This is a genomic window from Rhodococcus sp. AW25M09, from assembly GCF_000333955.1.
Lineage (GTDB): Bacteria > Actinomycetota > Actinomycetes > Mycobacteriales > Mycobacteriaceae > Rhodococcoides.
In genome coordinates, this window is record NZ_CAPS01000054.1 from 25636 (window position 1) to 51041 (window position 25406).

Annotated in this window: 23 protein-coding genes; 15 read left to right on the plus strand and 8 right to left on the minus strand. The window is 64.6% G+C overall.

Annotation, left to right across the window (positions count from 1 at the left end):
* Window positions 1-91 precede the first annotated feature (91 nt).
* From ilvA to RHODMAR_RS10140, 5 genes are all read left to right on the plus strand, one after another.
* On the plus strand, window positions 92-1255 hold the full coding sequence (gene ilvA, locus RHODMAR_RS10120; RefSeq protein ID WP_269744625.1) for a threonine ammonia-lyase: 1164 nt from the start codon (window positions 92-94) through the stop codon (window positions 1253-1255).
* A 74-nt stretch (window positions 1256-1329) separates the two neighbouring features.
* Complete coding sequence (locus RHODMAR_RS10125; RefSeq protein WP_008714068.1) at window positions 1330-4446, plus strand: arabinosyltransferase domain-containing protein; 3117 nt, start codon at window positions 1330-1332, stop codon at window positions 4444-4446.
* Between the two features lie 55 nt (window positions 4447-4501).
* Window positions 4502-5470, plus strand: coding sequence for a daunorubicin resistance protein DrrA family ABC transporter ATP-binding protein (locus tag RHODMAR_RS10130; protein ID WP_008714070.1), 969 nt, complete (start codon window positions 4502-4504; stop codon window positions 5468-5470).
* On the plus strand, window positions 5467-6261 hold the full coding sequence (locus tag RHODMAR_RS10135; RefSeq protein ID WP_008714072.1) for an ABC transporter permease: 795 nt from the start codon (window positions 5467-5469) through the stop codon (window positions 6259-6261). Before RHODMAR_RS10130 ends, RHODMAR_RS10135 begins: the two co-directional genes overlap by 4 nt.
* Window positions 6261-7037, plus strand: a complete 777-nt coding sequence (locus RHODMAR_RS10140) for an endo alpha-1,4 polygalactosaminidase (protein WP_008714074.1) — start codon at window positions 6261-6263, stop codon at window positions 7035-7037. Before RHODMAR_RS10135 ends, RHODMAR_RS10140 begins: the two co-directional genes overlap by 1 nt.
* A 65-nt stretch (window positions 7038-7102) precedes the next feature.
* Here RHODMAR_RS10140 and greA read toward each other — a convergent pair whose 3' ends face one another.
* Together greA and RHODMAR_RS10150 are read right to left on the minus strand one after the other, a co-directional pair.
* Complete coding sequence (gene greA / locus RHODMAR_RS10145; RefSeq protein ID WP_008714076.1) at window positions 7103-7597, minus strand: transcription elongation factor GreA; 495 nt, start codon at window positions 7595-7597, stop codon at window positions 7103-7105.
* Window positions 7598-7821: 224 nt separating this feature from the next.
* Entirely contained in the window at window positions 7822-8262 is a 441-nt protein-coding gene (locus tag RHODMAR_RS10150) for a DUF4307 domain-containing protein (RefSeq protein ID WP_008714078.1), read from the minus strand.
* Window positions 8263-8365: 103 nt separating this feature from the next.
* On the opposite strand from RHODMAR_RS10150, the gene mca reads away from it, so the two are divergent.
* The 4 genes from mca to RHODMAR_RS10170 all read left to right on the plus strand — a co-directional run bounded on the left by mca (window position 8366) and on the right by RHODMAR_RS10170 (window position 12546).
* Entirely contained in the window at window positions 8366-9241 is an 876-nt protein-coding gene (mca, locus tag RHODMAR_RS10155; protein WP_008714079.1) for a mycothiol conjugate amidase Mca, read from the plus strand.
* Window positions 9238-9510 carry a hypothetical protein gene (locus RHODMAR_RS10160; RefSeq protein ID WP_008714081.1) on the plus strand — a complete coding sequence of 91 codons (273 nt, stop codon included), beginning with the start codon at window positions 9238-9240 and terminating at the stop codon, window positions 9508-9510. The genes mca and RHODMAR_RS10160 overlap by 4 nt, the downstream gene beginning before the upstream one ends.
* Window positions 9510-11519, plus strand: coding sequence for a thioredoxin domain-containing protein (locus RHODMAR_RS10165; protein ID WP_008714083.1), 2010 nt, complete (start codon window positions 9510-9512; stop codon window positions 11517-11519). The genes RHODMAR_RS10160 and RHODMAR_RS10165 overlap by 1 nt, the downstream gene beginning before the upstream one ends.
* A gap of 94 nt (window positions 11520-11613) precedes the next feature.
* Window positions 11614-12546: a GGDEF domain-containing protein gene (locus tag RHODMAR_RS10170; protein WP_008714085.1), complete on the plus strand. Its 933-nt coding sequence runs from the start codon at window positions 11614-11616 to the stop codon at window positions 12544-12546.
* Between the two features lie 6 nt (window positions 12547-12552).
* On the opposite strand, the gene trhA is transcribed toward RHODMAR_RS10170, so the two are convergent.
* Window positions 12553-13218 (minus strand): PAQR family membrane homeostasis protein TrhA, encoded by a 666-nt coding sequence (gene trhA, locus RHODMAR_RS10175; protein ID WP_008714087.1) that lies wholly within the window; start codon window positions 13216-13218, stop codon window positions 12553-12555.
* 146 nt (window positions 13219-13364) lie between these two features.
* On the opposite strand from trhA, the gene RHODMAR_RS10180 reads away from it, so the two are divergent.
* A complete protein-coding gene (locus tag RHODMAR_RS10180; protein ID WP_008714089.1) occupies window positions 13365-14147 on the plus strand; it encodes an isoprenyl transferase in 783 nt (260 codons plus the stop codon).
* Window positions 14148-14155: 8 nt separating this feature from the next.
* Here the strand turns inward: RHODMAR_RS10180 and coaA are convergent, their stop codons facing one another.
* On the minus strand, window positions 14156-15124 hold the full coding sequence (coaA, locus tag RHODMAR_RS10185) for a type I pantothenate kinase (RefSeq protein ID WP_442970046.1): 969 nt from the start codon (window positions 15122-15124) through the stop codon (window positions 14156-14158).
* Between the two features lie 99 nt (window positions 15125-15223).
* On the opposite strand from coaA, the gene RHODMAR_RS10190 reads away from it, so the two are divergent.
* The 3 genes from RHODMAR_RS10190 (at window position 15224) to RHODMAR_RS10200 (ending at window position 19446) form a co-directional block, all read left to right on the plus strand.
* The gene (locus RHODMAR_RS10190) at window positions 15224-16420 is read left to right on the plus strand and encodes a hypothetical protein (protein ID WP_008714093.1); all 1197 of its coding nucleotides are present in this window, start codon (window positions 15224-15226) and stop codon (window positions 16418-16420) included.
* Between the two features lie 44 nt (window positions 16421-16464).
* A complete protein-coding gene (gene glyA / locus RHODMAR_RS10195; RefSeq protein ID WP_008714095.1) occupies window positions 16465-17748 on the plus strand; it encodes a serine hydroxymethyltransferase in 1284 nt (427 codons plus the stop codon).
* A 372-nt stretch (window positions 17749-18120) separates the two neighbouring features.
* The gene (locus RHODMAR_RS10200) at window positions 18121-19446 is read left to right on the plus strand and encodes a PhoH family protein (RefSeq protein WP_008714097.1); all 1326 of its coding nucleotides are present in this window, start codon (window positions 18121-18123) and stop codon (window positions 19444-19446) included.
* 57 nt (window positions 19447-19503) lie between these two features.
* Here the strand turns inward: RHODMAR_RS10200 and RHODMAR_RS10205 are convergent, their stop codons facing one another.
* Together RHODMAR_RS10205 and RHODMAR_RS10210 are read right to left on the minus strand one after the other, a co-directional pair.
* On the minus strand, window positions 19504-19911 hold the full coding sequence (locus RHODMAR_RS10205) for a limonene-1,2-epoxide hydrolase family protein (RefSeq protein ID WP_008714098.1): 408 nt from the start codon (window positions 19909-19911) through the stop codon (window positions 19504-19506).
* The gene (locus RHODMAR_RS10210; protein ID WP_042938659.1) at window positions 19908-21503 is read right to left on the minus strand and encodes a serine hydrolase; all 1596 of its coding nucleotides are present in this window, start codon (window positions 21501-21503) and stop codon (window positions 19908-19910) included. Before RHODMAR_RS10210 ends, RHODMAR_RS10205 begins: the two co-directional genes overlap by 4 nt.
* A 129-nt stretch (window positions 21504-21632) precedes the next feature.
* Here RHODMAR_RS10210 and RHODMAR_RS10215 point away from each other — a divergent pair, with 129 nt between their 5' ends.
* The gene (locus tag RHODMAR_RS10215) at window positions 21633-22490 is read left to right on the plus strand and encodes an acyl-ACP desaturase (RefSeq protein ID WP_042938660.1); all 858 of its coding nucleotides are present in this window, start codon (window positions 21633-21635) and stop codon (window positions 22488-22490) included.
* A 100-nt stretch (window positions 22491-22590) separates the two neighbouring features.
* On the opposite strand, the gene RHODMAR_RS10220 is transcribed toward RHODMAR_RS10215, so the two are convergent.
* Both RHODMAR_RS10220 and glpX read right to left on the minus strand, forming a co-directional pair.
* On the minus strand, window positions 22591-23994 hold the full coding sequence (locus RHODMAR_RS10220; protein WP_008714105.1) for a class II fumarate hydratase: 1404 nt from the start codon (window positions 23992-23994) through the stop codon (window positions 22591-22593).
* 44 nt (window positions 23995-24038) lie between these two features.
* The gene (gene glpX, locus RHODMAR_RS10225; protein WP_008714108.1) at window positions 24039-25079 is read right to left on the minus strand and encodes a class II fructose-bisphosphatase; all 1041 of its coding nucleotides are present in this window, start codon (window positions 25077-25079) and stop codon (window positions 24039-24041) included.
* A gap of 135 nt (window positions 25080-25214) precedes the next feature.
* On the opposite strand from glpX, the gene RHODMAR_RS10230 reads away from it, so the two are divergent.
* A partial coding sequence (locus RHODMAR_RS10230; protein ID WP_157226052.1) for a DUF4245 family protein occupies window positions 25215-25406 on the plus strand: 192 nt, incomplete at its 3' end.

Here is a 25406-nt window from a genome sequence, read left to right on the forward strand (position 1 = left end):
TAATTGTTCCTGGCATACTTCGATCGTGTCGGAAATTGTGCGGGTGACTGCGTCGGATATCTCCTCGGCCGAGGAGTTGTTGGAACCGGTCATGCGCCGGACACCGGTGGTCGCCTCGCGGATTCTGTCCGACCTGACCGGCCACGAGGTGCGCCTCAAATGCGAGAACCTGCAGCGCACCGGGTCGTTCAAGCCGCGCGGGGCGTACAACCGCATCGCCAGGCTCGACGCCGAGCAACGCGCGCGCGGAGTCGTCGCGGCCAGCGCCGGCAACCACGCTCAAGGTGTCGCGTGGGCGGCCTCCCAGGTGGGAATCGAGTCGACAGTGTTCATGCCGGTGGGGGTGTCACTACCGAAGTTGGTGGCCACCAAGGCATACGGCGCGACGGTGCATCTGGTGGGAAACACGGTGGACGAGGCGCTGACGTCGGCGAGGGAGTTCGCCGAACGTACCGGAGCCACCCTGATTCATCCGTTCGATCATCTCGACATCGTGGCGGGTCAGGCCACCCTCGGTACCGAGTTGCTGCAGCAGATGCCCGATGTCGGCACCATCGTGATTCCCACCGGCGGCGGGGGTCTGCTGGCTGGTGTCGCCGCGGCGGTCAAGCTGACCAAGCCCGGCATCAGAATCGTCGGAGTGCAGGCCGAAGGTGCTGCCGCATGGCCCGCATCACTGAGGGCGGGACACCCGATCGCGTTGGAGTCGATGTCGACGATGGCCGACGGCATCGCCATCGGTCTGCCCGGCTCGGTGCCCTTCGACCATGTGCTGGAATGGGTCGACGACGTCGTCACCGTCAGCGAGGACGCCCTCTCGCGGGCGCTGGTGCTCTGCATCGAGCGAGCCAAACTCATCGTCGAACCCGCAGGCGCGGCAGCGGTGGCGGCGCTGATGACGCATTCCGCGGAGGAGCTCGGATTGACCGGCTCGGTGTGTGCCGTTCTCTCCGGCGGAAATATCGACCCACTGTTGCTCACGCACGTCATCACCCACGGTCTCCGCGCCGGAGGACGCTACCTCGCTGTGCGGGTCACCATTTCGGACAAGCCGGGCGGACTCACCGGTGTGCTCGGGGTGGTGCGCGACGCGGGGGCGAGTGTGGTCGACGTCGTCCACTCCCGTACCGGCGGACGCCTGGGACTGGAAGAAGTCAACGTGATGCTGACCGTCGAGACCCGTGGCCCCGATCACCGCGGTTCGGTGCTCGATGCTCTCGGTGCGGCCGGATATGCGGTGCAGGTCGAAAGCTGACGGCCCGGTCCACACAGGTCCGACTGGTACTTTGATCAACGACTTGGACCAGGACATCAGTGGGAGATATTTGCATGGCTCGGCTCGTCGCGATCATCTCCGCTGTGCTGGGAATCCTGCTGACGATCGCGATCCCGCTGCTGCCGATCGAGCAGCAACAGTCCTCGTTGACGTGGCCGCAATCCGACCCGATCGGCAAAGTGGAAGCTCCGCTCGTCGGCTACACCCCGATCAGCCTCGACGCGAGCATTCCGTGTGACGCCACAGATCAACTTCCCGACGGCGGATTGCTGTTGTCCACCTCGCCCAAGGGATCGCCCGACGCCTATCGCTACGGTCTGGTCGCCGAGGTCACGGGTGGAGACGTGCCGAACCTGAAGGTGACGTTGCGTGATTCGGTGCTGCTGGAAAAGCCGGTATCGGAACTGACCGGTTGCACCCTCACCATCTCGTCGAACAACATGTCGACGACCGTCGGACTGTCCGGTGCCGACACCGCGACGCGCGAGGGCGACGTCCGGCCCCAGCTGGTCGGAGTGTTCAGCGATCTTCGCGGCGAGGTCCCCGGCCTGACCTCGACCTCGCAGCTCGACAGCAGGTTCTCCTCGACTCCCAGTGCGTTGAAGTGGTTCGCGATGATCGTCGGCGTACTCGCCACGGGCATCTCGCTGGTGGCCCTGCATCGCCTGGACCTGTCCGACGGCCGGCGTGCCCGACGGTTCTTGCCGCGTCGCTGGTGGAGCTTCGGGGCGGTCGACGCTGTGGTGATCGGGACCCTGCTGGTGTGGCACCTGATCGGCGCGAACACCTCCGACGACGGTTACCAGCTCGGCATGGCCCGCACGGCCGATCACGCCGGGTACATGGCCAACTACTTCCGTTATTTCGGTGTGCCCGAGACACCCTTCGGCACACCGCTGTACGACATGTTCACCCTCCTCTCGCACGTCTCGACGGCGAGCGTCTGGATGCGGCTGCCGACGCTGATCTGCGCCGTCGTCGCGTGGCTCGTCATCAGTCGCGAGGTCATCCCGCGGTTCGGTGCTGCTGCTCGCGCGTCGAAGACCGCGCTGTGGAGCGGCGGCCTGGTGCTGCTCGCGTTCTGGCTGCCGTACAACAACGGCCTGCGCCCGGAGCCGTTCGTGGCGCTCGGTGTGTTGCTGACGTGGTGCTCGGTGGAGCGCTCGATCGCGACCCGCAGATTGCTCCCTGCGGCCACGGCGATTGTGATCGCGGCGTTGACGGTCACGTGCGGCCCCTCCGGTTTCATCTGCTTCGCTCCGCTGATCGCCGGAGCGCGGCCGGTGCTGCAGATCGTCGTCGCCCGCGCTCGGGAGTTCGGCAACACAACCCTGGGCGCGGTAACCCTGCTGGCCCCGCTGATCGCGTCGGGCACGGTGGTGCTGGTGTTCGCCTTCGGCAACCAGACCGTGGCGGGCATGCTCGAGATGCAGCGGGTGCACAATGCGGCCGGCCCGAGCCAGGCCTGGTTCGACGAGTACCTGCGCTATCAGTGGCTGCTGAACATGGACATCGACGGCTCGCTCGCGCGCCGGTTCGGGGTGTTCGTCATGCTCGTCTCGCTGATCGCGGTGGTCGTGGCGATGCTGCGCAAGGGCGGCAAGATCCCCGGCACCGCAACCGGTCCGGCGCGGCGGATCGTCGGAATCACCGTCGGGGCGATGGCGTTGATGATGATCACCCCCACCAAGTGGACCCACCATTTCGGCGTCTTCGCCGGCCTCGCTGCCTCGCTCGCGGTACTGGCGGCCGTGGCGACCGGCGCGGCGGTACTGCGCTCACGGCGCAACCGACTGCTGTTCGCTGCGTCGGTGTCCTTTCTGCTGGCCCTCGCCTTCACCGGAACGAACGGGTACTGGTACGTCTCGGCATGGGGAGTTCCGTTCTGGGACAAGCCGATTCTCGTTGCCGGGCTCGGCATCTCGACGATGTTCCTCGGTCTGACCGTGCTGTTGTTGCTTGCCGCCGTGTGGTTCCATCTTCGCGCGCCCTACGTGCGGATGGACAAGCCGATGGCGCGCTGGTGGTCGGTGCCGCCGATCGCGGTCGCGGCAGCATTGATGGTGCTGTTGGCCGTCGCATCCATGGCCAAGGGCGCTGTGGCACAGTGGCCGTCGTATTCGGTAGCCAAATCCAACCTCTCGGCGCTGGCCGGAAACACGTGTGGTCTTGCCGACGACGTGTTGCTCGAAACCGACCCCGATGCCGATGTGTTGCAACCGGTCAGCGGAGACGCATTCGCCGCACTGGGTGCCGAGAACGACGGGTTCAGCCCCGATGGGGTGGCGGGCGACCTCACCGCAGACGAGGAAGCATCGGCGTCGGGCACCTCCAACACCGTCGATACGGAACAACAACAGCAGCCGACGTCGACCACCGGAGCCGGAACCGGCGGCAGTGCATTGCCGTTCGGCTTGGACCCGGCTACCGTCCCGGTACTCGGTTCGTTCGGATCCGATACCCCCGCGGCCTTGACCACCGGCTGGTACGCGCTGCCGGAGGACCGCGGGGACCTGATCTCCATCGCCGCTGCTGGACGCATCCGCTCGGTGAACTCCGATGGCATCGTCACCTACGGGCAGAGCCTCGAACTGGAGTACGGAATCGACGGTCGCGCACAGGGCCGGGTGACGCCCATCGACATCGGCCCGACGCCGTCCTGGCGCAACCTGAGGGTTCCGATGGACCAGATCCCCACCGGCAGCGACATGATTCGCCTCGTGCTCGCCGATACGGACCGCGATTCCGACCAGTGGCTTGCGATCACTCCGCCGCGGGTACCGCGCACGCAGACATTGAACGAGGTGGTCGGCCGTGAGAATCCGGTGATGTTGGACTGGGAGGTGGGCTTCAACTTTCCCTGCCAGCATCCGTTCGATCACCGCCTCGGCGTGGCCGAGGTTCCGCAGTACCGGGTACTCCCGGACCGGAGCGGTGCCGTCATCACCAATGCGTGGCAGGACCATTACGGCGGTGGCCCGCTCGGGTGGATCGACATCGTCGCCTCGGCGCGTACCATCCCGTCGTATCTGAAGAACGACTGGGACCGCGACTGGGGATCGATCGAGCAGTACTTCCCCTACGACGAAACGGCCGAGCCGGCGCAGATCACTACCACCGAGGTGCAGCGTTCGGGCCTGTGGACGCCGGGTCCGATCAAAACCGGTTAATCTCTACGTGTTCTTCGGTCCCTATACCGACTGACAAAGAAACGGGGAGAGGGCCATGGCGAACGCTATCGAAGTAGAGAACCTCGTACTCCGCTACGGGAAGAACGTCGCGCTCGACGGGATCGATTTCACCGTTCCCGAGGGGACGGTGCTCGGTGTGCTCGGACCCAACGGGGCCGGCAAGACGACGGCCGTCCGTATTCTGGCCACGTTGTTGAAGGCGACATCCGGCTCGGCGCGGGTCTTCGGACTCGACGTGTCGACGCAGGCGAACGAGGTTCGCGGCACGATCGGCTTGACCGGCCAGTTCGCGGCCGTCGACGAGTATCTGACCGGATACGAGAACCTCGAGATGGTCGGGCGGCTGTTCGGCCTGCGCAAGGCGGAGGCCAAGAAGCGCGCCGACGAACTGCTCGCGCGATTCGACCTGGAGTACGCACGAGACCGCACCGCCAAGCAGTACTCCGGCGGTATGCGACGACGGCTCGACATCGCGGCGAGCCTGATCGGTCGACCGCGGGTGGTGTTCCTCGACGAGCCCACCACCGGACTGGATCCTCGCAGCCGAATCACCATGTGGGAGTTCATCGCGGACCTGGTCCGCGACGGGACGACGATTCTGTTGACCACGCAGTACCTCGAAGAGGCCGACCGGCTGGCCGATTCGATCATCGTGCTGAACAAGGGGAAGATCATCGCCCGCGGCACGGCGGACGAACTCAAGGCACAAACCGGCGGCGAGCGAGTCGAATTCGTGCTCACCGATCGCTCTCAGGCCGATCGCGCCAAAGATATCCTGACTCCGCTCGGCGTGGAGCCGCCCACATTCGACGAGCAGGTGGGACGCATCGTCATGCCTGTGAACGGCGGATCCAAGGATCTGTCCTCGGCTCTCGGTCACCTGGAAGCCGCGGGGATCGAGGTGGTCGATGTCGGTCTGCGACGGCCGAACCTCGACGATGTGTTCCTGAGTCTGACCGGTCAGACCACCGGAGAGCCCGAGACGGCGGAGGAAGAGAAATGAGCAACGTTCTCCTAGATTCCGCGATCATCACCAAGCGAAATCTGATCAAGCTCAAGCGAGTTCCCGATCTGCTGTTCTTCGCGGCACTGTCGCCGATCATGTTCGTGCTGCTGTTCGCCTATGTCTTCGGCAGTGCGATCGACGTTCCGGGAATCGACTACAAGAGCTTCCTGATGGGCGGTATCTTCGTCCAGACCATGATCTTCGGGTCCTCGCTCACCGGGTCCTCGCTGGCCGAGGATCTGCAGAAGGGCGTGATGGACCGGTTCCGGTCGTTGCCGATGGCACGATCGGCAGTGGTCATCGGGCGCACAGCGGCCGATGTCGGCAACAACATCGTCACCATCACGATCATGTCGATCACCGGACTCATCGTCGGCTGGCGCATCACGTCGTCGTTCTTCGATGCGCTGCTGGGGTACGTGCTGCTGTTGTTGTTCGCGTACTCGATCTCGTGGGTGATGGCCTTGGTGGGCCTGACCGTACGTTCGCCGGAGATATTCAACAACGCGTCGTTCATCGTGATCTTCCCGTTGACGTTCATCGCGAACACCTTCGTGCCGATCGACAATTTTCCGAGCGTGCTCAAGACGATCGCGGAATGGAACCCGATCTCGTCGGTGACGTTGGCGGTGCGTGAGCAATTCGGCAACACCAATCCGATGGCACCCCCGGCGGAAGTGTGGCCGTTGCAGAACCCCGTGCTCTACACCTTGATCTGGATCGTGGTGATGCTCGTGGTGTTCGTGCCATTGTCGGTACGCAAATACCAGAAGACGATGACTGCCTGATGCGCACTGCGGCGGTATGGGCATGCGCGCTGGCCGCTGCGGTGGCGCTCGGGGGATGCAGTTCCGACCCGGCAAGTGCCGAACGATTCGACTACCAGCTCGGTGCAGCGTACGAGACCGAGGGCGGTGTCGATACTGTCGTCCGAGATTCGACCGCGAAGCCACTGCCCGGCGCGTATTCGATTTGCTACGTCAACGGCTTTCAGACGCAGCCCGGTTCCGCGTGGAACCCCGAACTACTGCTGACCGACAGCGACGGCGAGGCGGTGATCGATCCGGAATGGCCGGACGAGAACATCCTCGACCCGAGTACCGCCCAGAAGCGGGCAGAGATCGACACTGTTCTCGGGCCCGTCATCGACGCCTGTGCGGCACAGGGATTCAGCGCCGTGGAAATCGACAACCTCGACACCTGGACCCGATTTCCGGACCTGATCGACGAGGATTCGGTCATGGCATTGGCGCGCCTCTACGCGGACCGGGCACACGCGTCGGGCATGGAGATCGCGCAGAAGAACACCCCGGACGGAGCCGGTCGGATCCGCGAGGACGTCGGATTCGATTTCGCTGTGGCGGAGGAGTGCCTTGCGTACGACGAATGCGGCTCGTACATCGAGGCGTACGGCTCACGGGTGTACGACATCGAGTACACCGACAATCTCCCGGAGTCGTTCGAGGAGCTGTGCACGCGACAAGATCGGCCGTCCGTCACGATTCTTCGAGACCGAGACCTGGTGGCTCCGACCGATCCGGAGTACGTGTACCGGCAGTGCTGACCTGCGTCGACGACTGCACCCCCGGCCGCAGAGCGACCAGGGGTGCAGGCGAAAAATGTGCCGACTCAGGTGTGGTACGGCTCCGCGCTGACGAGCGTGACCTTCATGGTCTTGCCGTTGGGCAGCGTGTACTGACGGGTGTCGCCGACCTTGGCGTCGATGAGCGATCCGCCCAGCGGCGACGCGGGGGAGTACACCTCGAGCTTGCTGTCGCGGGCACCCTCTTCGCGAGTGGCGATCAGGAAGGTCTCGGTGTCGGACTCGTCGCCGTCGTAGTAGACCTTGACGACAGATCCGGGCAGTGCGACGCCGGACTGGGTCGGTGCTTCGCCGACCTTCGCGTTGTTGAGCAGTTCCTGCAGCTGGCGAATGCGTGCTTCCTGCTGACCCTGATCCTCGCGCGCAGCGTGGTAACCGCCGTTCTCTTTCAGATCGCCTTCTTCGCGACGCTCGTTGATTTCGGCGGCGATGACGGGGCGATTGGAAATGAGCTGGTCGAGTTCGCTCTTGAGCCTGTCGTGTGATTCCTGGGTAAGCCAGGTCACCTGGGTCTCGGTCATCTCGATCACTCCCTCGTAGTCGGAATCTCGACATCGATTCCGGTTTCTGGGCAGGTAGGGCACGCAACGAACAGGGGACTCCAATGGTTGGATCCCCTTGGTCGGCCCACATCCTGGAGCCGTCGCCATCGTTAGCAGTTGAACCCTGCCCGCAATGCAGCAATACACGGCACCTACTGCGGTGGCCGTGTATGACCCGAGCTTACCACGAACAGGCAGTTCGCCTATCGAGCGCGTAAATACTCGGGAACATCGAGGCTGCAGCCGTAGACGTCGCCGACGGCCGGCGCGGACGATGTCGTCACCTCGGTTGTCATCTCCACGGTGGTGGACGCCGACTCCGGTCCGATGTACACCTCACGCCTGCCGGTCTCGGAACCGTCGCGTGAGCGGGCGCGGACGATGCACACGGCCGGTTGCTCGGGATCTTGCCGGGTGACGCTGAAACGGATCGACATCGTGTTCTCGTCGACGATGTCGAACGAGAGCTGACTGCCTTCGATCGGTTTGACCGAGAACTTCGTGTATCCGTAGTAGGCCACGCCCACTCCGACCAGCAGGACCAATGCCACCAGTGCGATCTTCGTCGCACGTTTCGGGGCCCGCCGAATACCGCTGGGGCCGGAACCCGACGGGTATCTACCTGCGGGAAGTGCGTTGGTCATGGCCGCTCTCGGGGTCGATTCGGGGGTGCCACTGGGGGCCTGTCGGCGTCAGGTGGAACTATAGGGCAGGCAAGAATCAGGCGAATCCGAGGTGAGGAAGAACGTGTCCGGACTGCGGCTCATGGCAGTGCATGCCCATCCCGACGACGAGTCCAGCAAAGGTGCTGCGACTACGGCTCGCTACGCGGCCGAAGGACATGACGTTCTGGTCGTCACCCTCACCGGTGGCGAACGGGGTGACATCCTCAATCCGGCCATGGACATTCCTGGAGTGCACGAGCGCATCCACGAGGTTCGGCGCGAGGAGATGGCCGAGGCCGCTCGCGTACTCGGCGTTGCGCAGACCTGGCTCGGATTCGAGGACTCCGGGTTGCCCGAGGGCGATCCGCTGCCGCCGCTGCCCGATGGTTGCTTCGCGTTGGTCCCGTTGGATGTCTCGACCGAGGCACTGGTCAAGGTGGTGCGTGAGTTCAAGCCGCACGTCATCACCACCTACGACGAGCGCGGCGGCTACCCGCACCCCGACCACATCCGCTGCCACGAGGTCTCCATGGCGGCGTGGGAGGCAGCGGGAGATCCCGAACGTTTCCCCGATGCGGGCGAGCCCTGGACGCCGCTCAAGCTCTACTACTCGCACGGCTTCATCCGTAAGCGCATGCAGCTCTTCAACGACTGGTTCACCGACCGCGGCGAAGAAAGCCCGTTCGTCGACTGGCTCAAGCGCTGGGACGGTCAGAAGGACGAGATCATCGGCCGTATCACCACTCAGGTTGCCGTCGGTGACTACTTCGAGCAGCGGGACGACGCACTTCGAGCGCACGCCACGCAGATCGATCCCAACGGATCGTTCTTCGCGGTGCCGGTGGACATCCAGCGCAAGCTGTGGCCCACCGAGGAATTCGAGCTGGCTCGCACCCGGGTGACCACCTCACTGCCCGAGACCGACCTGTTCGCCGGAATAGACGAGACCGACCAGTGATCGTCTCGATTCTCGCCCAGCAGCCCACCGGGCCCGAGTTCGGCAAGTCCTCGCCGATCGGGCTGGTGATTCTGGTGGCGCTGCTGGTCGGAACAGCCCTGCTGATCTGGTCGATGAACAAGAAGATCAAGCGGCTGCCCGCCACGTTCGAGAAGGGGGATCCGGCGCTGGATCAGGCCCTCGACGAGGGTACCGATCGCGGCGGGATCGCCACCTCCACTCCGCCGAAACCGGATTCGGCAAAACCTTCAGTACCCGACGAATCCTGATGCTCGACGCCAACGCGCTCGGCGAGTCCACCAGCCCGTATCTGCGGCAGCATGCGGACAACCCGGTGCACTGGCAGCAGTGGGGCGCGCAGGCTCTGCAGTCCGCCCGCGATCGTGACGTGCCGATTTTGCTGTCGATCGGATATTCGGCGTGCCACTGGTGCCATGTCATGGCCCACGAATCGTTCGAGGACGAGGCCACGGCGGCGTTGATGAACGAGCAGTTCGTGTGCATCAAAGTCGATCGCGAGGAAAGACCCGACCTCGATTCGGTGTACATGAACGCCACTGTGGCGATGACCGGCCAGGGTGGTTGGCCGATGACGTGTTTCCTCACTCCAGACACCGAACCGTTCTACTGCGGCACCTACTTCCCGCCTGCCCCGCGTCAGGGAATGCCGTCGTTCCAGCAGTTGCTCACCGCGATTGCCGACACCTGGTCGACGCGGAGACAGGACGTGTTCGACGCCTCCGCCGCCATCGTCACCGAACTACGCAAGCAGAGCGCGGGAGTCCCGGCCGGCGGGCGCCCGATCGACGCCGACACACTGGCCACCTCCGTCGCGGCGATCTGTGCCGACGAGGACACCACCTTCGGCGGCTTCGGCCGAGCACCGAAGTTTCCGCCGGGCGCACTGCTCGAAGGTCTGCTCCGACATTACGAGCGCACCGGCGACGTCGAGGTCCTCGGAGTCGTCCGCCGCACCGCGTCGGCCATGGCGCGCGGGGGCATCTACGACCAGCTCGGCGGCGGGTTCGCGCGCTACTCCGTCGATGCCGAGTGGATCGTTCCGCATTTCGAGAAGATGCTCTACGACAACGCCCTGCTGCTGAGGTTCTACGCGCACGCAGCCCGAATCGACAACGATCCGCTCGTTCGGCGGGTGGCGTCGGACACGGCGGAGTTCATGCTCCGCGAATTACGCACGGAGAACGGCTGTTTCGCATCGGCGCTCGATGCCGACACCGAGGGCGTCGAGGGTCTGACCTACGCGTGGACACCGGAGCAACTGACCGAGACCCTCGGTTTCGAGGACGGTGTCTGGGCGGCGGGCTTGTTCGCCGTGGCGTCGGCAGGCACGTTCGAGGCCGGTATGTCGGTGCTGCAGTTGCCCGCCGAACCCGAGGACTACGAGCGGTTCGCCCGGGTTCGTCGTGCGCTGTCGGATGCTCGTGCCATCAGGCCGCAGCCTGGCCGCGACGACAAGGTGGTCACCGCCTGGAACGGGTTGGCGATCACCGCGCTGGTCGAGGCCGGGACCGGGCTGGGACAGCCGAGATGGGTCGACGCGGCCGTCGAGTGCGGCGAACAACTCTTCGCCGCGCATGTGGAGACGGGCCGGGTCCGTCGCGCCTCACTCGGCAGCGCGGTGGGCCAGGCGACCGGTGTGCTCGAAGATTACGCATGTCTGGCTGTGGCCGCGGCAGCGCTGTTCCAGGCCACCGGAGACGCCGTCTGGACCGGACGCATGAGCTCGATCCTGGATTCGGCGATCGAGCATTTCTCCGACCCCGGCGATGTCGGCAGTTGGTTCGACACTGCCGATGACGCCGAGACCTTGGTAACTCGGCCGCGAGACCCGATCGATGGGGCCACCCCGTCCGGCGCGTCGACGATGGCAGAGGCATTACTCACAGCTGCTGCACTGGTCGATCACGAATCGTCGGCGCGCTACGGCGAACTGGCAGCGGCGTCGTTGGCACGAGCGTCGTTGATTCTGGGGCGTGCGCCCCGATCCGGTGGGCACTGGCTGGCCGTCGCGGAGGCGTCCGTTCGTGGACCGATTCAGGTCGCGGTGTCGACCGCGCCCGACGGTCACCTGGTCGCCGCTGCGCGCGCACTGGTGCCGGGTGGTTCGGTGGTGGTTGCGGGCGCGACCGATTCGTCGGTGCTGTTGATGGACCGGCCACCCGTCGACGGCGTCGAAACGGCGTACGTGTGTCGCGGCTTCGTCTGCGACCGTCCTGTGACGTCTACCGATGATCTGGCGTTCGCACTGAAGAGATGACCAAGCTCGTCGATGCTTCGAGAGACAAACAGTATCGTTGCGGGAGCTTCGACCTGGGGCGGTCGAAAAATTCCAGCAGCGGATCGGCGGTGTCATGACTGAAGGCGTCACCAGGGACAGTGTCGTGGGTGACGGCATCGTGCACGAGGCGGTGACCGACGAGCAGCGCTCGGCCGTCGCAGCATTCGTCGCCTCGGTCCCGATGGCGGCCATGGTCCACTCGATGCAGTACGAGGTGGTCGGTGCGAACACGCTGTGCGAAGAGGTCCTCGACTGTCCGGTGGAGGGGATGCTGGGTCGGCCGGTGGCCGATTTCGTGCCGCTCGGCGATCGCGCGTCGGCCCAGCGGATTGCGGTGTCGGTCGAGCAGCGTTACGCCGCAACGGGCACGACCGATGTCGGTCGACCGATCGGAGCCTTGCGCCGAGTGCGGCGCAGTGACGGCGAGGTCGTCTCCTGTTGGATGCACGTCGGAATCTCGACTATCGCCGGTCGGCGGTTCATCGTCGCATTGCTCGATCTGATCAATCCTGTCGTCGACGACACCGTTCGCTGGCGCGATCGCGCCGAGCGCGACGATCTGACCGGGTTGCTACGGCGGGGTCCACTGTTGGCGCACGTCGACGAATGGATCGTGGCCGATCTGCCGGTTGCTTTGGCCTTCGTCGACGTCGATCGGTTGAAGTCGATCAACGACGCCCACGGTCATGCGGCCGGGGACGCCGTGCTCGAGGCAGCGGGCCGTCGACTGCACCAGTGGTCGCCGCGGGGGAGTGTCGTCGGTCGATATGCCGGGGACGAGTTCGTTTTCGCGATCACCGGCGGTCCGACAGCAATCGACAGCAGAAGTCTCGCCGAAGCGGTTCGATCGGCGATCTGCGACGAACCGGTGCCGTTCGAGTCTCGACTGCTCGAGATGTCGGTGAGCGTGGGTGTGGCGGTGCGGGAGGTGGGCGAACCGAGAGATCGGCTCATTCGAAGGGCCGACGAGTTGATGTACCGAGACAAGGCGTCCCGACCCACCTGACGTGGCTCAGAACAGGACGAGCCAGACGGCCACGAGGTGGCAGATTGCCGCCAATACCGTTGCTGCATGAAAGAATTCGTGATGGCCGAACGTCATCGGCCACGGGTTCGGCCACTTGGTCGCGTACAGGACGCCCCCGACGCTGTAGAACACCCCGCCGACGAGCAGTAGCAGAAATGGCGCGTAGCCGACGTGCTCGATGAGCGTGGGCGCGACCGGAACGATCGCCCAGCCCAGGATCAGATACAGCGGCACGCCCAGCCATCGCGGGGCGGTCGGCCACAGCATCTTCAGGGCCACCCCGGCGAGGGCCCCGCTCCAGACGATGATCAGCAACGTGCGTCCGGTGGAGGCGGGCAGTCCCAGCACGGCGAACGGGGTGTAGCTACCTGCGATGAACAGAAAGATCATCGAATGATCGGCCCGCTTCATCCAGATCTGAGACGCCGTGGTCTTCCAGTGCACACGGTGATAGGTGGCACTGACGCCGAACACACCGCAGACGGTGACGGAATACACTCCCGTCGCCAGTCCCGCGCTGACCGAGACCGAGCTGAAGGCAAGTGTGACGAGCGTGATGGCACAGACGATCGCCACCCCGAACGCGTAGAGGTGAATCCAACCGCGCATGCGAGGTTTGACCGGCACCTCGTCCAGTCCGAACATCGTCATGAAAGAGGCCTCTCCGTACTGCTGTCAGAACCTACGCAACCGTAGGTTCTGACGCTACTGTACCGTCGACCGGCTCGAAGCGGGCGGCGTAAGGTGATTCCCCGTGGTGATGGGAGCAATGGTGACGAAGCAGTGGTGACTGAGAAGTGGTGATCATTCCGCAGAAGGTGCGCGGCGTTCTCTACAACGTGTACGAGCGGCGTCTGTTGAGCCAGCTCGAAGGAGTACAACATCCGCGGCACGTGGCCGTGATGTGCGACGGCAATCGCCGTTGGGCGCGGGAGAACGGATTCACCGACGTCGCGCACGGCCACCGCATGGGGGCGCTCAAGATCGCCGAGATGCTCGGCTGGTGTGACGCCGCCGGTATCGAGATGGCCACCATCTACCTGCTCTCTACCGAGAACCTCCGACGGGAAGCCGACGAGCTCGACTCACTGCTCGAGATCATCACCGATGTCGTCGAGGAGATCTGCGGCCCTGAGCAGAACTGGGGCGTCAAACTCGTCGGCACCCTCGATCTGTTGCCTGCGTCGACCTCGCGCCGACTCAAGGAAGCAGCCGCGCTGACCGAGGGACGGACGGGAACGCACGTCAACGTCGCCGTCGGGTACGGCGGTCGACAGGAAATCGCCGACGCCGTGCAATCCCTGGTGAGCGAGAAGATCGCCGAAGGCGTCACCGGTGAGGACCTGGTTGCCTCCATCAACGTGGACGGCATCGACAGCCACCTCTACACCTCCGGCCAGCCCGATCCCGATCTCGTCATCCGCACCTCGGGCGAACAGCGGCTCTCCGGATTTCTGCTGTGGCAGAGCGCGTACTCGGAAATCTGGTTCACCGAGGCCTACTGGCCCGAATTCCGTCGTGTCGATTTCCTGCGCGCACTGCGCGACTTCGCGGCCAGACACCGGCGGTTCGGCATCTGACGATCGGTCTACAACTTTCGTAGGCGCAGCCGGTTGATCGCGTGGTCGTTGTCCTTGCGCAGCACCATCGTCGCTCGTGGCCTTGTCGGCAGGATGTTCTCCACCAGGTTCGGCAGGTTGATCGAATGCCACAGATCCTCGGCAGCGATCTGCGCGTGGTCGTCGGACAGGCCTGCGTAGTGGTGGAAGTGCGAGGACGGATCGGTGAACGACGTCTTGCGCAGCGCGAGAAACCGCTTGACGTACCAGCTCTCGATGTCCTCGATACGCGCGTCGACGTAGATGGAGAAGTCGAACAGATCCGAGACCATCAACCGCGATCCGGTCTGCAGGACATTGAGCCCCTCCACGATCAGGATGTCCGGTTGGCGGACCATGTGGAACTGGCCTTTGACGATGTCGTACGAGACGTGTGAGTAGACCGGTGCGCCCACCTCTTCGGTCCCGGATTTGACCTCGGTGACGAATCTGAGCAGCTTGCGCCTGTCGTAACTCTCGGGAAAACCCTTGCGGTGCAGGATGCCTCGACGCATGAGCTCGGCCGTCGGGTACAGAAATCCGTCGGTGGTGACCAGGTCGACCCGAGGATGATGATCCCAGCGGGCCAGGAGGGCCTGCAGCACACGGGCTGTGGTCGACTTACCGACGGCGACACTGCCCGCTACGCCGATGACGAAGGGGACCTGACGATCGGGGTGCTTCTCGCCGAGGAACGTCGCGGTGGCGGCGAACAGCCGTTGCCGGGCCGCGACCTGAAGGTGGATCAGTCGCGCCAACGGCAGGTAGACCTCGGCCACCTCGTCCAAGTCGATCTGTTCACCGAGACCGCGAAGACCGATCAGTTCTTCTTCGGTCAGTGCCAGCGGCGTGGACTGGCGCAGCGTGCGCCACTGCGCGCGATCGAACTCGACGTACGGACTGGACTCGCTCACGCACGGCTCCCCTCGTGCGCCTTTTGCGTCCTCAGAGGTATGCAAAAGGCGCACGATGGGTCCGGAAGTCGCATGGCTTCAGATTGTGCTCGGTCCCGGCCGATCGCGCACGGGCGGGGTCGTTCGCCGTACTAGGGTTCGGTTATGGACGCATCTTCCCTGGTTCGCGAATACCTGTTGCTGGGCCTCGGTTTCGACCGACTCGAAGAAGGGTTCGTCGACGCATACACCGGCGATCCCGAGTTGCGCCGGATCACCGAGAACGCCCCCGCGCCCGAGCCGCGCGAGCTGGTGCGTCAGGCACAGACGCTGCGCGCCGAGCTCGGCAACGTCGATCTGAGCGCCGAGCGCAGGACGTTTCTCGATGTGCATCTGCGGGCTCTCGAATGCTCGGCCCGCAAGTTCGCCGGCGAGGACATCGGATTCGTCGACGAGGTGTACTCCTACTTCGACGTCCGCATCGCCCCCGGTGATCAAGACCAGTACCTGCAGGCCCACCGCAAGATGGACGAGGTCCTTGCCGGGCCCGGCTCGTTGAGCGAACGGTTGATCGCCCATCGCCGCACCGACGTCATTCCGGCCGACCGGCTGCAGGACTGTGTCGAGGCGTTCTCGTCCGCGCTGCGCGACCGCGTTCGCGCCGAGTACACGTTGCCCGACACCGAGAAGGTGACCTACGAGGTCGTCGGAGACAAGCCGTGGTCGGGATTCAACTACTACCTCGGTGATTACCAGTCGACAGTTGCGATCAACTCCGACATCGAGCAGCAGATGGCCAATCTGCCGCACCTGATCGCACACGAGTCCTACCCCGGTCACCACACCGAGCACTGCCGCAAGGAGACCGGCCTCGTCGGCGCCGGTCAGCTCGAACAGACGCTGTTTCTGGTCAACACCCCGCAGTGTCTGATGGCCGAGGGCCTGGCCGATCACGCACTCGGTGCCATCGTGGGCGACGGGTGGGGCAGGTGGGCGCAGGAGATCTACGCCGATCTGGGACTGCGTTTCGACGGCGACAAAGCCGAGCGCCTCTCGGCCGCGTCGAGTCAGCTGTTGGGGGTGCGTCAAGATGCCGCGCTGCTGCTGCACGATCAGCACAAGAGCGAGGACGACGTGGCCGCCTACCTGGAGCGTTGGTCGCTCGCGTCGCCGCAGCGCGCCCGGCACAGCCTTCGGTTTCTGTCCTCCCCTCTGTGGCGGGCGTACATCAGCACGTACGTCGAGGGCTACACGCTGCTCGCCGGCTGGCTCGACCAGGGTGAGACCGTGAGCGCGCGCGCCCAGCTGTTCGGCAGGCTGCTCGACGAGCCGCTGACACCGGGCGCACTACGCGTCTCGTAAACTGCAAGAGCCCCTTACTCTGCTGTCCCTTGGAGACTCCTGTTATGACCGACGTCAACAACCTGTCACTGGCCGAACTCGATCCCGAGGTCGCCGAAGCGATGGCCGGTGAGCTGGGACGTCAGCGCGACACCCTCGAGATGATCGCGTCGGAGAACTTCGTTCCCCGCGCGGTTCTGCAGGCTCAGGGCAGCGTCCTGACCAACAAGTACGCCGAGGGGTACCCCGGGCGCCGCTACTACGGCGGTTGCGAGCACGTCGACATCGTCGAGGACCTCGCGCGCAACCGTGCCAAGGAACTCTTCGGTGCCGAGTTCGCGAACGTGCAGCCGCACGCGGGTGCGCAGGCCAACGCTGCGGTACTGATGGCGCTGATCAACCCGGGCGACAAGATCATGGGCCTCGATCTCGCCCACGGTGGCCACCTGACGCACGGCATGAAGCTCAATTTCTCGGGCAAGCTCTACGAGGTCGAGTCCTACGGCGTCAGCAAAGAAGACCACCGCATCGACATGGACGAGGTGCGTAAGCAGGCCATCGCGGCCAAGCCTCAGGTGCTCATCGCCGGCTGGTCGGCCTACCCGCGGCACCAGGACTTCGCGGCATTCCGCTCCATCGCCGACGAGGTCGGCGCGCTGTTGTGGGTCGACATGGCGCACTTCGCCGGACTAGTCGCCGCAGGCGTTCACCCCTCACCGGTGCCGTACGCCGACGTTGTCTCCTCCACGGTGCACAAGACCCTGGGTGGACCCCGCTCCGGCATCATCCTGGCCAAGAAGGAATGGGCCAAGAAGCTCAACTCCGCAGTGTTCCCCGGCCAGCAGGGCGGGCCGTTGATGCATGCCATCGCCGCGAAGGCCGTCGCCTTCAAGATCGCCGCGACGCCCGAGTTCAAAGAGCGCCAGGAGCGCACCCTGCTCGGTGCCTCACTGCTGGCCGAGCGTCTCACCGGATCCGACGTTGCCGACAAGGGCGTTTCGGTCCTCACCGGCGGCACCGACGTGCATTTGGCTCTGGTGGATCTGCGAAACTCCGAGATGAACGGCCAGGAGGCCGAGGACCTCCTGCACGAGGTCGGCATCACCGTCAACCGCAATGCCGTGCCCTTCGACCCGCGCCCGCCGATGGTCACCTCCGGCCTGCGCATCGGCACCGGTGCACTGGCCACCCGCGGATTCGGTGAGGCCGAGTTCACCGAGGTCGCCGACATCATCGGTACCGCTCTGGCCACCGGTGAGGCCACCGATTCCCTCAAGAACCGCGTCGTGAAGCTCGCGCAGAGCAAGCCCCTGTACGAGGGCCTGGAGGACTGGGGCCTGCTCGGCTGATCGCCGCTGCGGTGCACGGCCCACGGCCCACCGCCCGCGGATGGTTCACACCGAACCGGTCCGCGTGAATGGACCATTGCACTGCCCAGACGTGTGCAGTGGTCCATTCACGCATCCGGGGCGGGGCGGTTTCGACGTAACGCGTTGTTCACCGACACGCCAGACTTCTCAGCGAGCCGAACCCATGGTTCGGCTGTACCGTCGGCAGTAACAGGAAGCGGGGAAGCTACCTGTGCGGGAGGTTCTGATACGTGACTGAGCTAGTGAGCGCGAGAGGGCCGGCACCCGGCCCTCGTGTCATCTGACACGTCTGGACCGACCGGCCCGAGCGACCAACGTTCGTGCGGTGTCGTGCGAACATAGGAGCCCCACGTGACCACTTCACGCTCCGTTTCCGCCCCTCTCCGGACCTTCGTGCTGGACACCTCGGTGTTGCTTTCGGACCCCTGGGCAGTCATTCGGTTCGCCGAGCACAATGTGGTTCTTCCGCTGGTTGTCATCAGCGAGTTGGAGGGTAAACGCCATCACCACGAGTTGGGGTGGTTCGCGCGGGAGTCCTTGCGGATGCTCGATGATCTCCGCGTCGAGTTCGGCCGACTCGATCAGCCGGTTCCTATCGGAAGCGTCGGTGGCACACTGCAAGTCGAGCTCAATCACACCGACCCCTCGGTGCTCCCCGTCGGTTTTCGCACCGACACCAACGATTCCCGAATCCTCGCCTGTGCTCTCAATCTGAAGGCGGAGGGCAAGGACGTCGTGCTCGTCAGCAAGGATATTCCGCTGCGGGTCAAGGCCGGTGCCGTCGGTCTTCCCGCCGACGAGTATCACGCTCACGACGTGGTGAATTCCGGATGGACCGGGATGACCGAACTCGACGTGCAACCCGACGCCGTGGACACCCTGTTCAACGATGGAGTCATCGATCTCGTCGAGGCGCGAGACCTGCCGTGCCACACCGGTGTTCGACTCCTCGCTGGTCGGCAGAGTGCGTTGGGGCGCGTGACTCCGGACAAGCAGATTCAGCTGGTCCGCGGTGAGCGGGAGGCATTCGGCTTGCACGGACGATCCGCGGAGCAGCGTGTTGCTCTGGACCTGCTGCTCGACGAGAGCATCGGCATCGTCTCGCTCGGTGGGAAGGCCGGAACGGGTAAGTCCGCGCTGGCCCTGACCGCGGGCCTCGAAGCGGTGCTCGAGCGTCGATCGCATCGCAAAGTCGTTGTCTTTCGGCCGCTTTACGCTGTCGGTGGACAGGAACTCGGCTACCTACCCGGTAGTGAGAGTGAGAAGATGGGTCCGTGGGGTCAGGCGGTGTTCGACACCCTCGAAGGTCTCGCCAGCCCCGAGGTGATGGAAGAGGTCATCGCGCGTGGGATGCTGGAAGTGTTGCCGCTCACACACATTCGTGGTCGATCGCTACACGATTCCTTCGTGATCGTCGACGAGGCGCAGTCGCTCGAACGCAATGTACTGCTGACGGTGCTGTCCAGGCTCGGTAGCGGCTCCCGCGTCGTGCTTACCCACGACGTCGCTCAGCGTGACAACCTTCGGGTCGGTCGACACGACGGTGTCGCCGCGGTAATCGAAAAGCTCAAGGGCCACCCACTTTTCGCGCACATCACTCTCACCCGCAGCGAGCGTTCACCGATCGCTGCACTGGTGACCGAAATGCTCGAAGAGTTCGGCCCCTCCGGAGCATAAGCGCTTCGCGCATGTGAACGGAACTTCGTAGCCCACTACGAAGTTCCGCTCACATGGTCACCGACCCACCACGGCTCGGAACAATCCGCGGACAACGCCTTTCAAAAAGTCCAGGTTGTCGAAGTGGTCGCGCCACACGGCCACTGTGCCGTCGCGCATCTCGAAGGTTCCACACACCCAGAACTCGATCCGCAGTCGCCGCCAGATCAAGGCGTCGGTGCGTTCGGTGAGAACGATATCTCCGTTCGCTGCGATGTTGTGCATTTCGACGTCGAATCCGTACGCCGGCTTGGCAAGTGCCCTCATGAACCAGCCTACGTTCGAGGCACCGCGCACCTTCGGGAGCCCGACGTTGTGCCACACGATCTCCTTGTGGAGTAGAGCCATCGCGCGGTCGGTGTCGCGATTCTTCACCGCGTAGAGCATGTCTTCCACGATCTCGGTTGCCTGCTGTGTCTCGGTCATCTGGTGAACCGCCCCAATCCATCTCCGTCGAAGAACTCCAGCGTCACTGTATTCGCGTCGAACATCGCTCGAGAGACGGTGCCGTCGGGCGCGTTCTCGCCGGAGGGCACGAATGTGAAGGTGTCGCCGTCCCAGGGGGACAACTCGTAGCTGGTTCCCTTCGGCCCCAGGGCCAACACCAATTTTCCGTCGGACTCGGTCACTGTGGCCGGCCCCCAATAGTCGTTCTGATAGACCCCGGTGTACGACTCGAGTGGTCGAGGCGCAGCGGCATTCGACGGAGCAGTCTCGCCCACGAGCTCACCCTCCGGCTCGCTCATTCCGGCGAAGGCATTCTTGTACAGCGTTCGCCAGTCCTCGCGTACCTCGCCGAACTGGACGAGGTCCGCGAACTCGGCTGTGACTGTTTCTGCGATACCGAGGGGTGCGGCGTTGGTCAGGACGACTACGGCGACGTCGAGCGAGGGAATCCACACGAAGTTGGTGCCGGCCCCGAGCGCGAATGCTCCGGAATGACTCACCGTCGTGCGTCCGGCCGCACTGGTCGAGACATTGAATCCGTACCCGTAGGAGCCGGCACGCGAGTCCGGTGTCGCCGAGGGGTTGGAGATGATCTGCGCGCTGACGGCTGGGAGGAGGGCGTCGGGATCGATGATCTTCGCCCCGTCGTATGTTCCGTCGGCGATGAGCATCTTCAGCCACTCGGCGAGGTCGTTCACCGATGAGCTGACCCCGCCCGCCGGTGTCTGTGCGTCGGGATCTCGCTGATATTTCGGCTGGTATTCGCCGTCCACCAGGACATGAGGCACGGCGCGATCGGACCGACCCATGTAGTCGGAGAACGACGAACTCGTCGAGTCCATCCCGAGTGGACCATAGATCGCGTCCTGGCTGAGGGTGTCCCAGTCCTTGCCCGACGCCGCGGCAACGGCCTCGGCTCCGGCCGTGAGACCGAAGTTGGTGTAGTGGTACGTGGAGCGGAAGGGGTCCAGGGGCAGCTCTCGCAACCGTTCGAGAACTTGCCTGCGGTCGTAGCCGATGTCCTCGAGCCGATCGCCGGCGTGCCCGGGTAGCCCGCTTCGATGCGCGTAGAAGTCGCCGACCGTGATGTTTCGGGTCACCCAGGGCTCGTCGAGCTCGAACCACGGCAACTGCGACACCACCGGCGTCGACCAGTCGACTACACCCGCTCCCACCTGGGACGCAATCACCGTTGCACCTACCGGCTTGGACATCGAGGCCAGCTGGAACACCGAGTTGCCGTCGACCGGATCGTCCTTGCCGATCTCGCGAACGCCGAAGCCTTTGGAATAGACGACGTCGGCACCGTGCACCACAGCAACGGCCATGCCCGGAATGTTCGACGACGCCATCAGCTCCCCCACGATGCCGTCGAGCTCGCCGACGGCATCGTCGACGCGGCCGGCCGGAACATCGACGCCGGCCACCTGGCCAGGGGAAAGATCCTCGGTCGGTGCCGACTCGGATGTCGGGGGACGGTCCCCGGTGGATGGGTTGTCGTTCGCGCACCCGACCAGCAAAATCGTCGAACACACAACAGCAAGACACAGGAAATCTCGACCCGACCGCATCACGAGGAGTCCTCACTTCGGTGACTGGATGCTCCTCAGAATAGACCCGCGCCGACCTGGGTTTAGGAGAATTCACAGAGCTCAGGGGTGCGGCGTCGGACGTTCGGATGCAGGCGCTACGGTTACCGCATGTCTACGAACCTGTCCGACGGTGATCTGCTGGTCCGTTTGGAGCCCGCGGTCGAAGAGAATCTGAAGCGCCATATCGAGGCAGCGAGCGATTGGCACCCCCATGACCTCGCGCCGTTCGACGAGGGCAAGAACTTCGCATTCCTCGGCGGCGAGGACTGGACGCCCGAGCAGTCGCACCTGAGCGACGTCGAAATCCTGTCCGCGACGGTCGGCGTCCTGATAGCCGACAACTTGCCCGCGTACCACCGCGAACTGGCCCACGCCCTCACCGGCCTCGGAGCATGGTGGAAGTGGACCGGGCGGTGGACGTCGGAGGAGAACCGACAGTCGATCGTGCTGCGCAACTTCCTGGTGCTCACCCGCGCCGTGGATCCGGTCGCCCTCGAGCGCGTCCGGATGGAGCACATGACTCTGGGCTACGACGCCCCCAGCCTCCATCTGCTCGACATCCTCGCGCATTTCGCCATCGAGGAAGCCGCAGCGTCACTACGCAACCGCAACACGATTGCGCTCGGCAAGGACCCGGTGTTGGCCACTATCCTCGGCAAGATCGCCGACGACGACGCGTTGCAGTCGACCTTCTACGCAAACATCCTCGACGAGGCATTCGCCGTGGTGCCCGACCAGGCCGCTCGCGCCGTGGCCGACCGCATCAACGGCTTCAAGATTCCTGTGGTGGACCTGCCCGAGCGGGGCAGCAGCACCGCAGCACTCGCCGAAGCCGGCATCTACGACGCCGATCAGGAACGTGACAAGGTGTTCAAGCCGCTGCTCGCGGGTTGGAAGATCTTCGACCGCACCGATCTGGGCGACGACGGCAAGAAGGCACGCGAGGAACTCGCTCACCTCGCCTGATTGTTGGCCCCACTTCGAAGCGTGAATGGTCCACTGCACACGTCTCGGCGGTGCAATGGACCATTCACGCGTTCAGGGGTCCGGCGGGCGATCGGGAAAGCTAGTCCTTGACCTTCGCCATCGCGAGTACGTCGAGGCGCTTGTCGAGTTCTGCCTCGCTGAGCTTGTCGCCGATCAATCCGCGGTCGATGACCGTCTGACGGATCGTCTTCTTTTCCTTCAGTGCCTGCTTGGCCACGGCTGCAGCTTCCTCGTAGCCGATCGCGGAGTTCAGTGGCGTCACGATGGACGGCGAGGACTCGGCGAGGGTCTTGAGGTGCTCGACGTTCGCCTGCAGACCGGTGACGCACTTGTCTGCGAACAACACCGAGACGTTGGCGAGCAGCTTGAACGATTCGAGTACGTTGCGCGCCATCATCGGGATGTACACGTTGAGCTCGAATGCGCCCGATGCGCCGCCGAAGGCAACTGCGGCGTCGTTGCCGATCACCTGTGCGGCGACCTGCGTCACTGCTTCTGGGAGAACGGGATTGACCTTGCCGGGCATGATGGAACTGCCGGGCTGCAGATCGGGGAGGGCGAGCTCGCCGAGTCCGGTGAGCGGTCCCGATCCCATCCATCGAATGTCGTTGGCAATCTTGGTCAGCGACACCGCGATGGTGCGCAGCGCGCCGGATGCTTCGACCAGTCCGTCGCGCGCGGCCTGTGCCTCGAACGAATCCTTGGCGGCGGTGAGTGCATCGATTCCGGTCGACTTCACCAGTTCTGCAACCACTTTGGGGCCGAAGCCGTCGGGTGCGTTGAGGCCGGTGCCGACTGCGGTGCCGCCGATGGGCAGCTCGCCCAGACGGGGCAGGGTGGCCTCGACGCGCTCGATGCCGGCCTCGATCTGACGGGCGTAACCGCCGAACTCCTGGCCGAGGGTGACCGGGACGGCATCCATCAAGTGGGTGCGGCCGGACTTCACGACTGTCTTCCACTCCACGGCCTTGGCGGCGAGCGCTTCGTGCAGGTGCTTGAGAGCGGGTACCAGCGAGGTGACGGCTGCCTCGGTGGCGGCGACGTGAGTAGCCGTCGGGAACGTGTCGTTCGAGGACTGCGACATGTTCACGTGATCGTTGGGGTGCACCTCGACGCCGTTCGCCTTGGCGATCGACGCGATGACCTCGTTGGCGTTCATGTTCGAGCTGGTGCCCGAGCCGGTTTGGAACACATCGATCGGGAACTGGTCGTCGTGCTTGCCTTCGGCGATCTCGTTCGCGGCCGCGATGATGGCATCGGCGAGTGCGCCGTCGAGCAGACCGAGATCTTTGTTGACCTGCGCGCACGCTGCCTTGAGCAGGCCCATCGCGCGGATCTGGGTGCGCTCGAGCGGACGCCCGGAGATGGGGAAGTTCTCCACCGCACGCTGTGTCTGGGCACGCCAGAGCGCGTCGATGGGAACGCGTACCTCTCCCATGGTGTCGTGCTCGATCCGGAACTGCTGTTCGTCTGTCTGCGTCATGAGCCTTACTTTGCCAGTGGTGGGTGCGGTGGAGGTGAACGTGGTCAGAAGGACGGTGCCTGACCGGCCTCGTCGGCGTCGAAGTCCACCGAGGAGTACTCGCGCAGCTTCGCGAGGCGGTGGTATGCGTCGATCATGCGCACGGTGCCGGACTTCGAGCGCATCACGATGGACTGGGTGTGCGCACCGCCGCCGGCGTAGCGGACGCCGCGCAGCAGGTCGCCGTCGGTGACGCCGGTGGCGGTGAAGAAGACGTTCTCGCCCGAGACGAGGTCCTTGGTGTCGAGCACGCGGTCCAGGTCGTGGCCTGCGTCGATCGCCTTCTGCTTCTCTTCGTCGTCCGTGGGTGCCAGACGCCCCAGGATGGCACCGTCCATGCAGCGCATTGCGGCGGCGGCGATGATGCCCTCGGGCGTGCCGCCGACGCCGATGAGCATGTCGGTGCCGGAATCGGGCCGGGCGGCGGCGATGGCACCGGCGACGTCACCGTCGGAGATCAACCGGATGCGGGATCCGGCGTCGCGCACCTGCTGGATCAGTTCGGCGTGCCGCGGACGATCGAGGATGCACACCGTGACGTCCGATGCGGAACCCTTCTTGATCTTGGCGATGCGAGCGATGTTCTCGGCGACGGGCGCGGTGATGTCGATGACGTCGGCGTAATCGGGGCCGACGGCGATCTTCTCCATGTAGAAGACGGCGGACGGGTCGAACATCGCACCTCGCTCGGCGACGGCGAGCACCGAGATGGCGTTGGGCATGCCCTTGGCCATCAGGGTGGTTCCGTCGACGGGATCGACGGCGAAGTCGACGTCGGGTCCGTTGCCGTTGCCGACCTCTTCGCCGTTGTAGAGCATCGGCGCTTCGTCCTTCTCGCCCTCACCGATGACGACGACGCCGCGCATCGAGACCGAGGCGACCAACTGACGCATCGCGTCGACTGCCGCTCCGTCGCCACCTTCCTTGTCGCCGCGACCGACCCAGCGACCCGACGCGAGAGCACCGGCCTCGGTGACACGTACGAGTTCGAGTGCGAGGTTGCGATCTGGCGCCATGGCGCGAGTGGACTCGGTGCTGGCCGTCATCGGTTTGTAGCCTCCTGGTTGGTTGGGTGTTACCCAGGCGCGATTATCTCACTTCTGTGATGCCGACGGTGGGGTCGGGTCGACTGTGAGGCACGCGGCGACCGAGCACTGCCGCACAGAGGGGATACTGGTGGTGTGGCAAACAGCAAACCCCGGATTCTCAACAACAATCGCGACATGGTCTGGTCGCTCATTCCGCTGGTCATTGCGTGTTTGCTGATTGCGGGCGTGGCCAGCCAGTGTTCGTTGAGCCCCGGTGGCCCCAAACAGGGGCCAATTCCCAACTTCGACGTGAACACCGCCTTGCAGTACGACGCGTCGGAAATC

Excerpts from the sequence above, each read along its gene's own strand:
- RHODMAR_RS10165 (WP_008714083.1), top strand. The coding sequence starts at position 9,510 with ATGCTCGACGCCAACGCGCTCGGCGAGTCCACCAGCCCGTATCTGCGG.
- RHODMAR_RS10220 (WP_008714105.1), bottom strand. The coding sequence starts at position 23,994 with ATGACGCAGACAGACGAACAGCAGTTCCGGATCGAGCACGACACCATG.
- RHODMAR_RS10190 (WP_008714093.1), top strand. The coding sequence starts at position 15,224 with ATGGACGCATCTTCCCTGGTTCGCGAATACCTGTTGCTGGGCCTCGGT.
- glpX (WP_008714108.1), bottom strand. The coding sequence starts at position 25,079 with ATGACGGCCAGCACCGAGTCCACTCGCGCCATGGCGCCAGATCGCAAC.
- RHODMAR_RS10170 (WP_008714085.1), top strand. The coding sequence starts at position 11,614 with ATGACTGAAGGCGTCACCAGGGACAGTGTCGTGGGTGACGGCATCGTG.
- RHODMAR_RS10210 (WP_042938659.1), bottom strand. The coding sequence starts at position 21,503 with ATGCGGTCGGGTCGAGATTTCCTGTGTCTTGCTGTTGTGTGTTCGACG.
- RHODMAR_RS10205 (WP_008714098.1), bottom strand. The coding sequence starts at position 19,911 with ATGACCGAGACACAGCAGGCAACCGAGATCGTGGAAGACATGCTCTAC.
- trhA (WP_008714087.1), bottom strand. The coding sequence starts at position 13,218 with ATGACGATGTTCGGACTGGACGAGGTGCCGGTCAAACCTCGCATGCGC.
- greA (WP_008714076.1), bottom strand. The coding sequence starts at position 7,597 with ATGACCGAGACCCAGGTGACCTGGCTTACCCAGGAATCACACGACAGG.
- RHODMAR_RS10215 (WP_042938660.1), top strand. The coding sequence starts at position 21,633 with ATGTCTACGAACCTGTCCGACGGTGATCTGCTGGTCCGTTTGGAGCCC.
- RHODMAR_RS10130 (WP_008714070.1), top strand. The coding sequence starts at position 4,502 with ATGGCGAACGCTATCGAAGTAGAGAACCTCGTACTCCGCTACGGGAAG.
- RHODMAR_RS10135 (WP_008714072.1), top strand. The coding sequence starts at position 5,467 with ATGAGCAACGTTCTCCTAGATTCCGCGATCATCACCAAGCGAAATCTG.
- RHODMAR_RS10125 (WP_008714068.1), top strand. The coding sequence starts at position 1,330 with ATGGCTCGGCTCGTCGCGATCATCTCCGCTGTGCTGGGAATCCTGCTG.
- ilvA (WP_269744625.1), top strand. The coding sequence starts at position 92 with ATGCGCCGGACACCGGTGGTCGCCTCGCGGATTCTGTCCGACCTGACC.
- RHODMAR_RS10140 (WP_008714074.1), top strand. The coding sequence starts at position 6,261 with ATGCGCACTGCGGCGGTATGGGCATGCGCGCTGGCCGCTGCGGTGGCG.
- glyA (WP_008714095.1), top strand. The coding sequence starts at position 16,465 with ATGACCGACGTCAACAACCTGTCACTGGCCGAACTCGATCCCGAGGTC.
- RHODMAR_RS10150 (WP_008714078.1), bottom strand. The coding sequence starts at position 8,262 with ATGACCAACGCACTTCCCGCAGGTAGATACCCGTCGGGTTCCGGCCCC.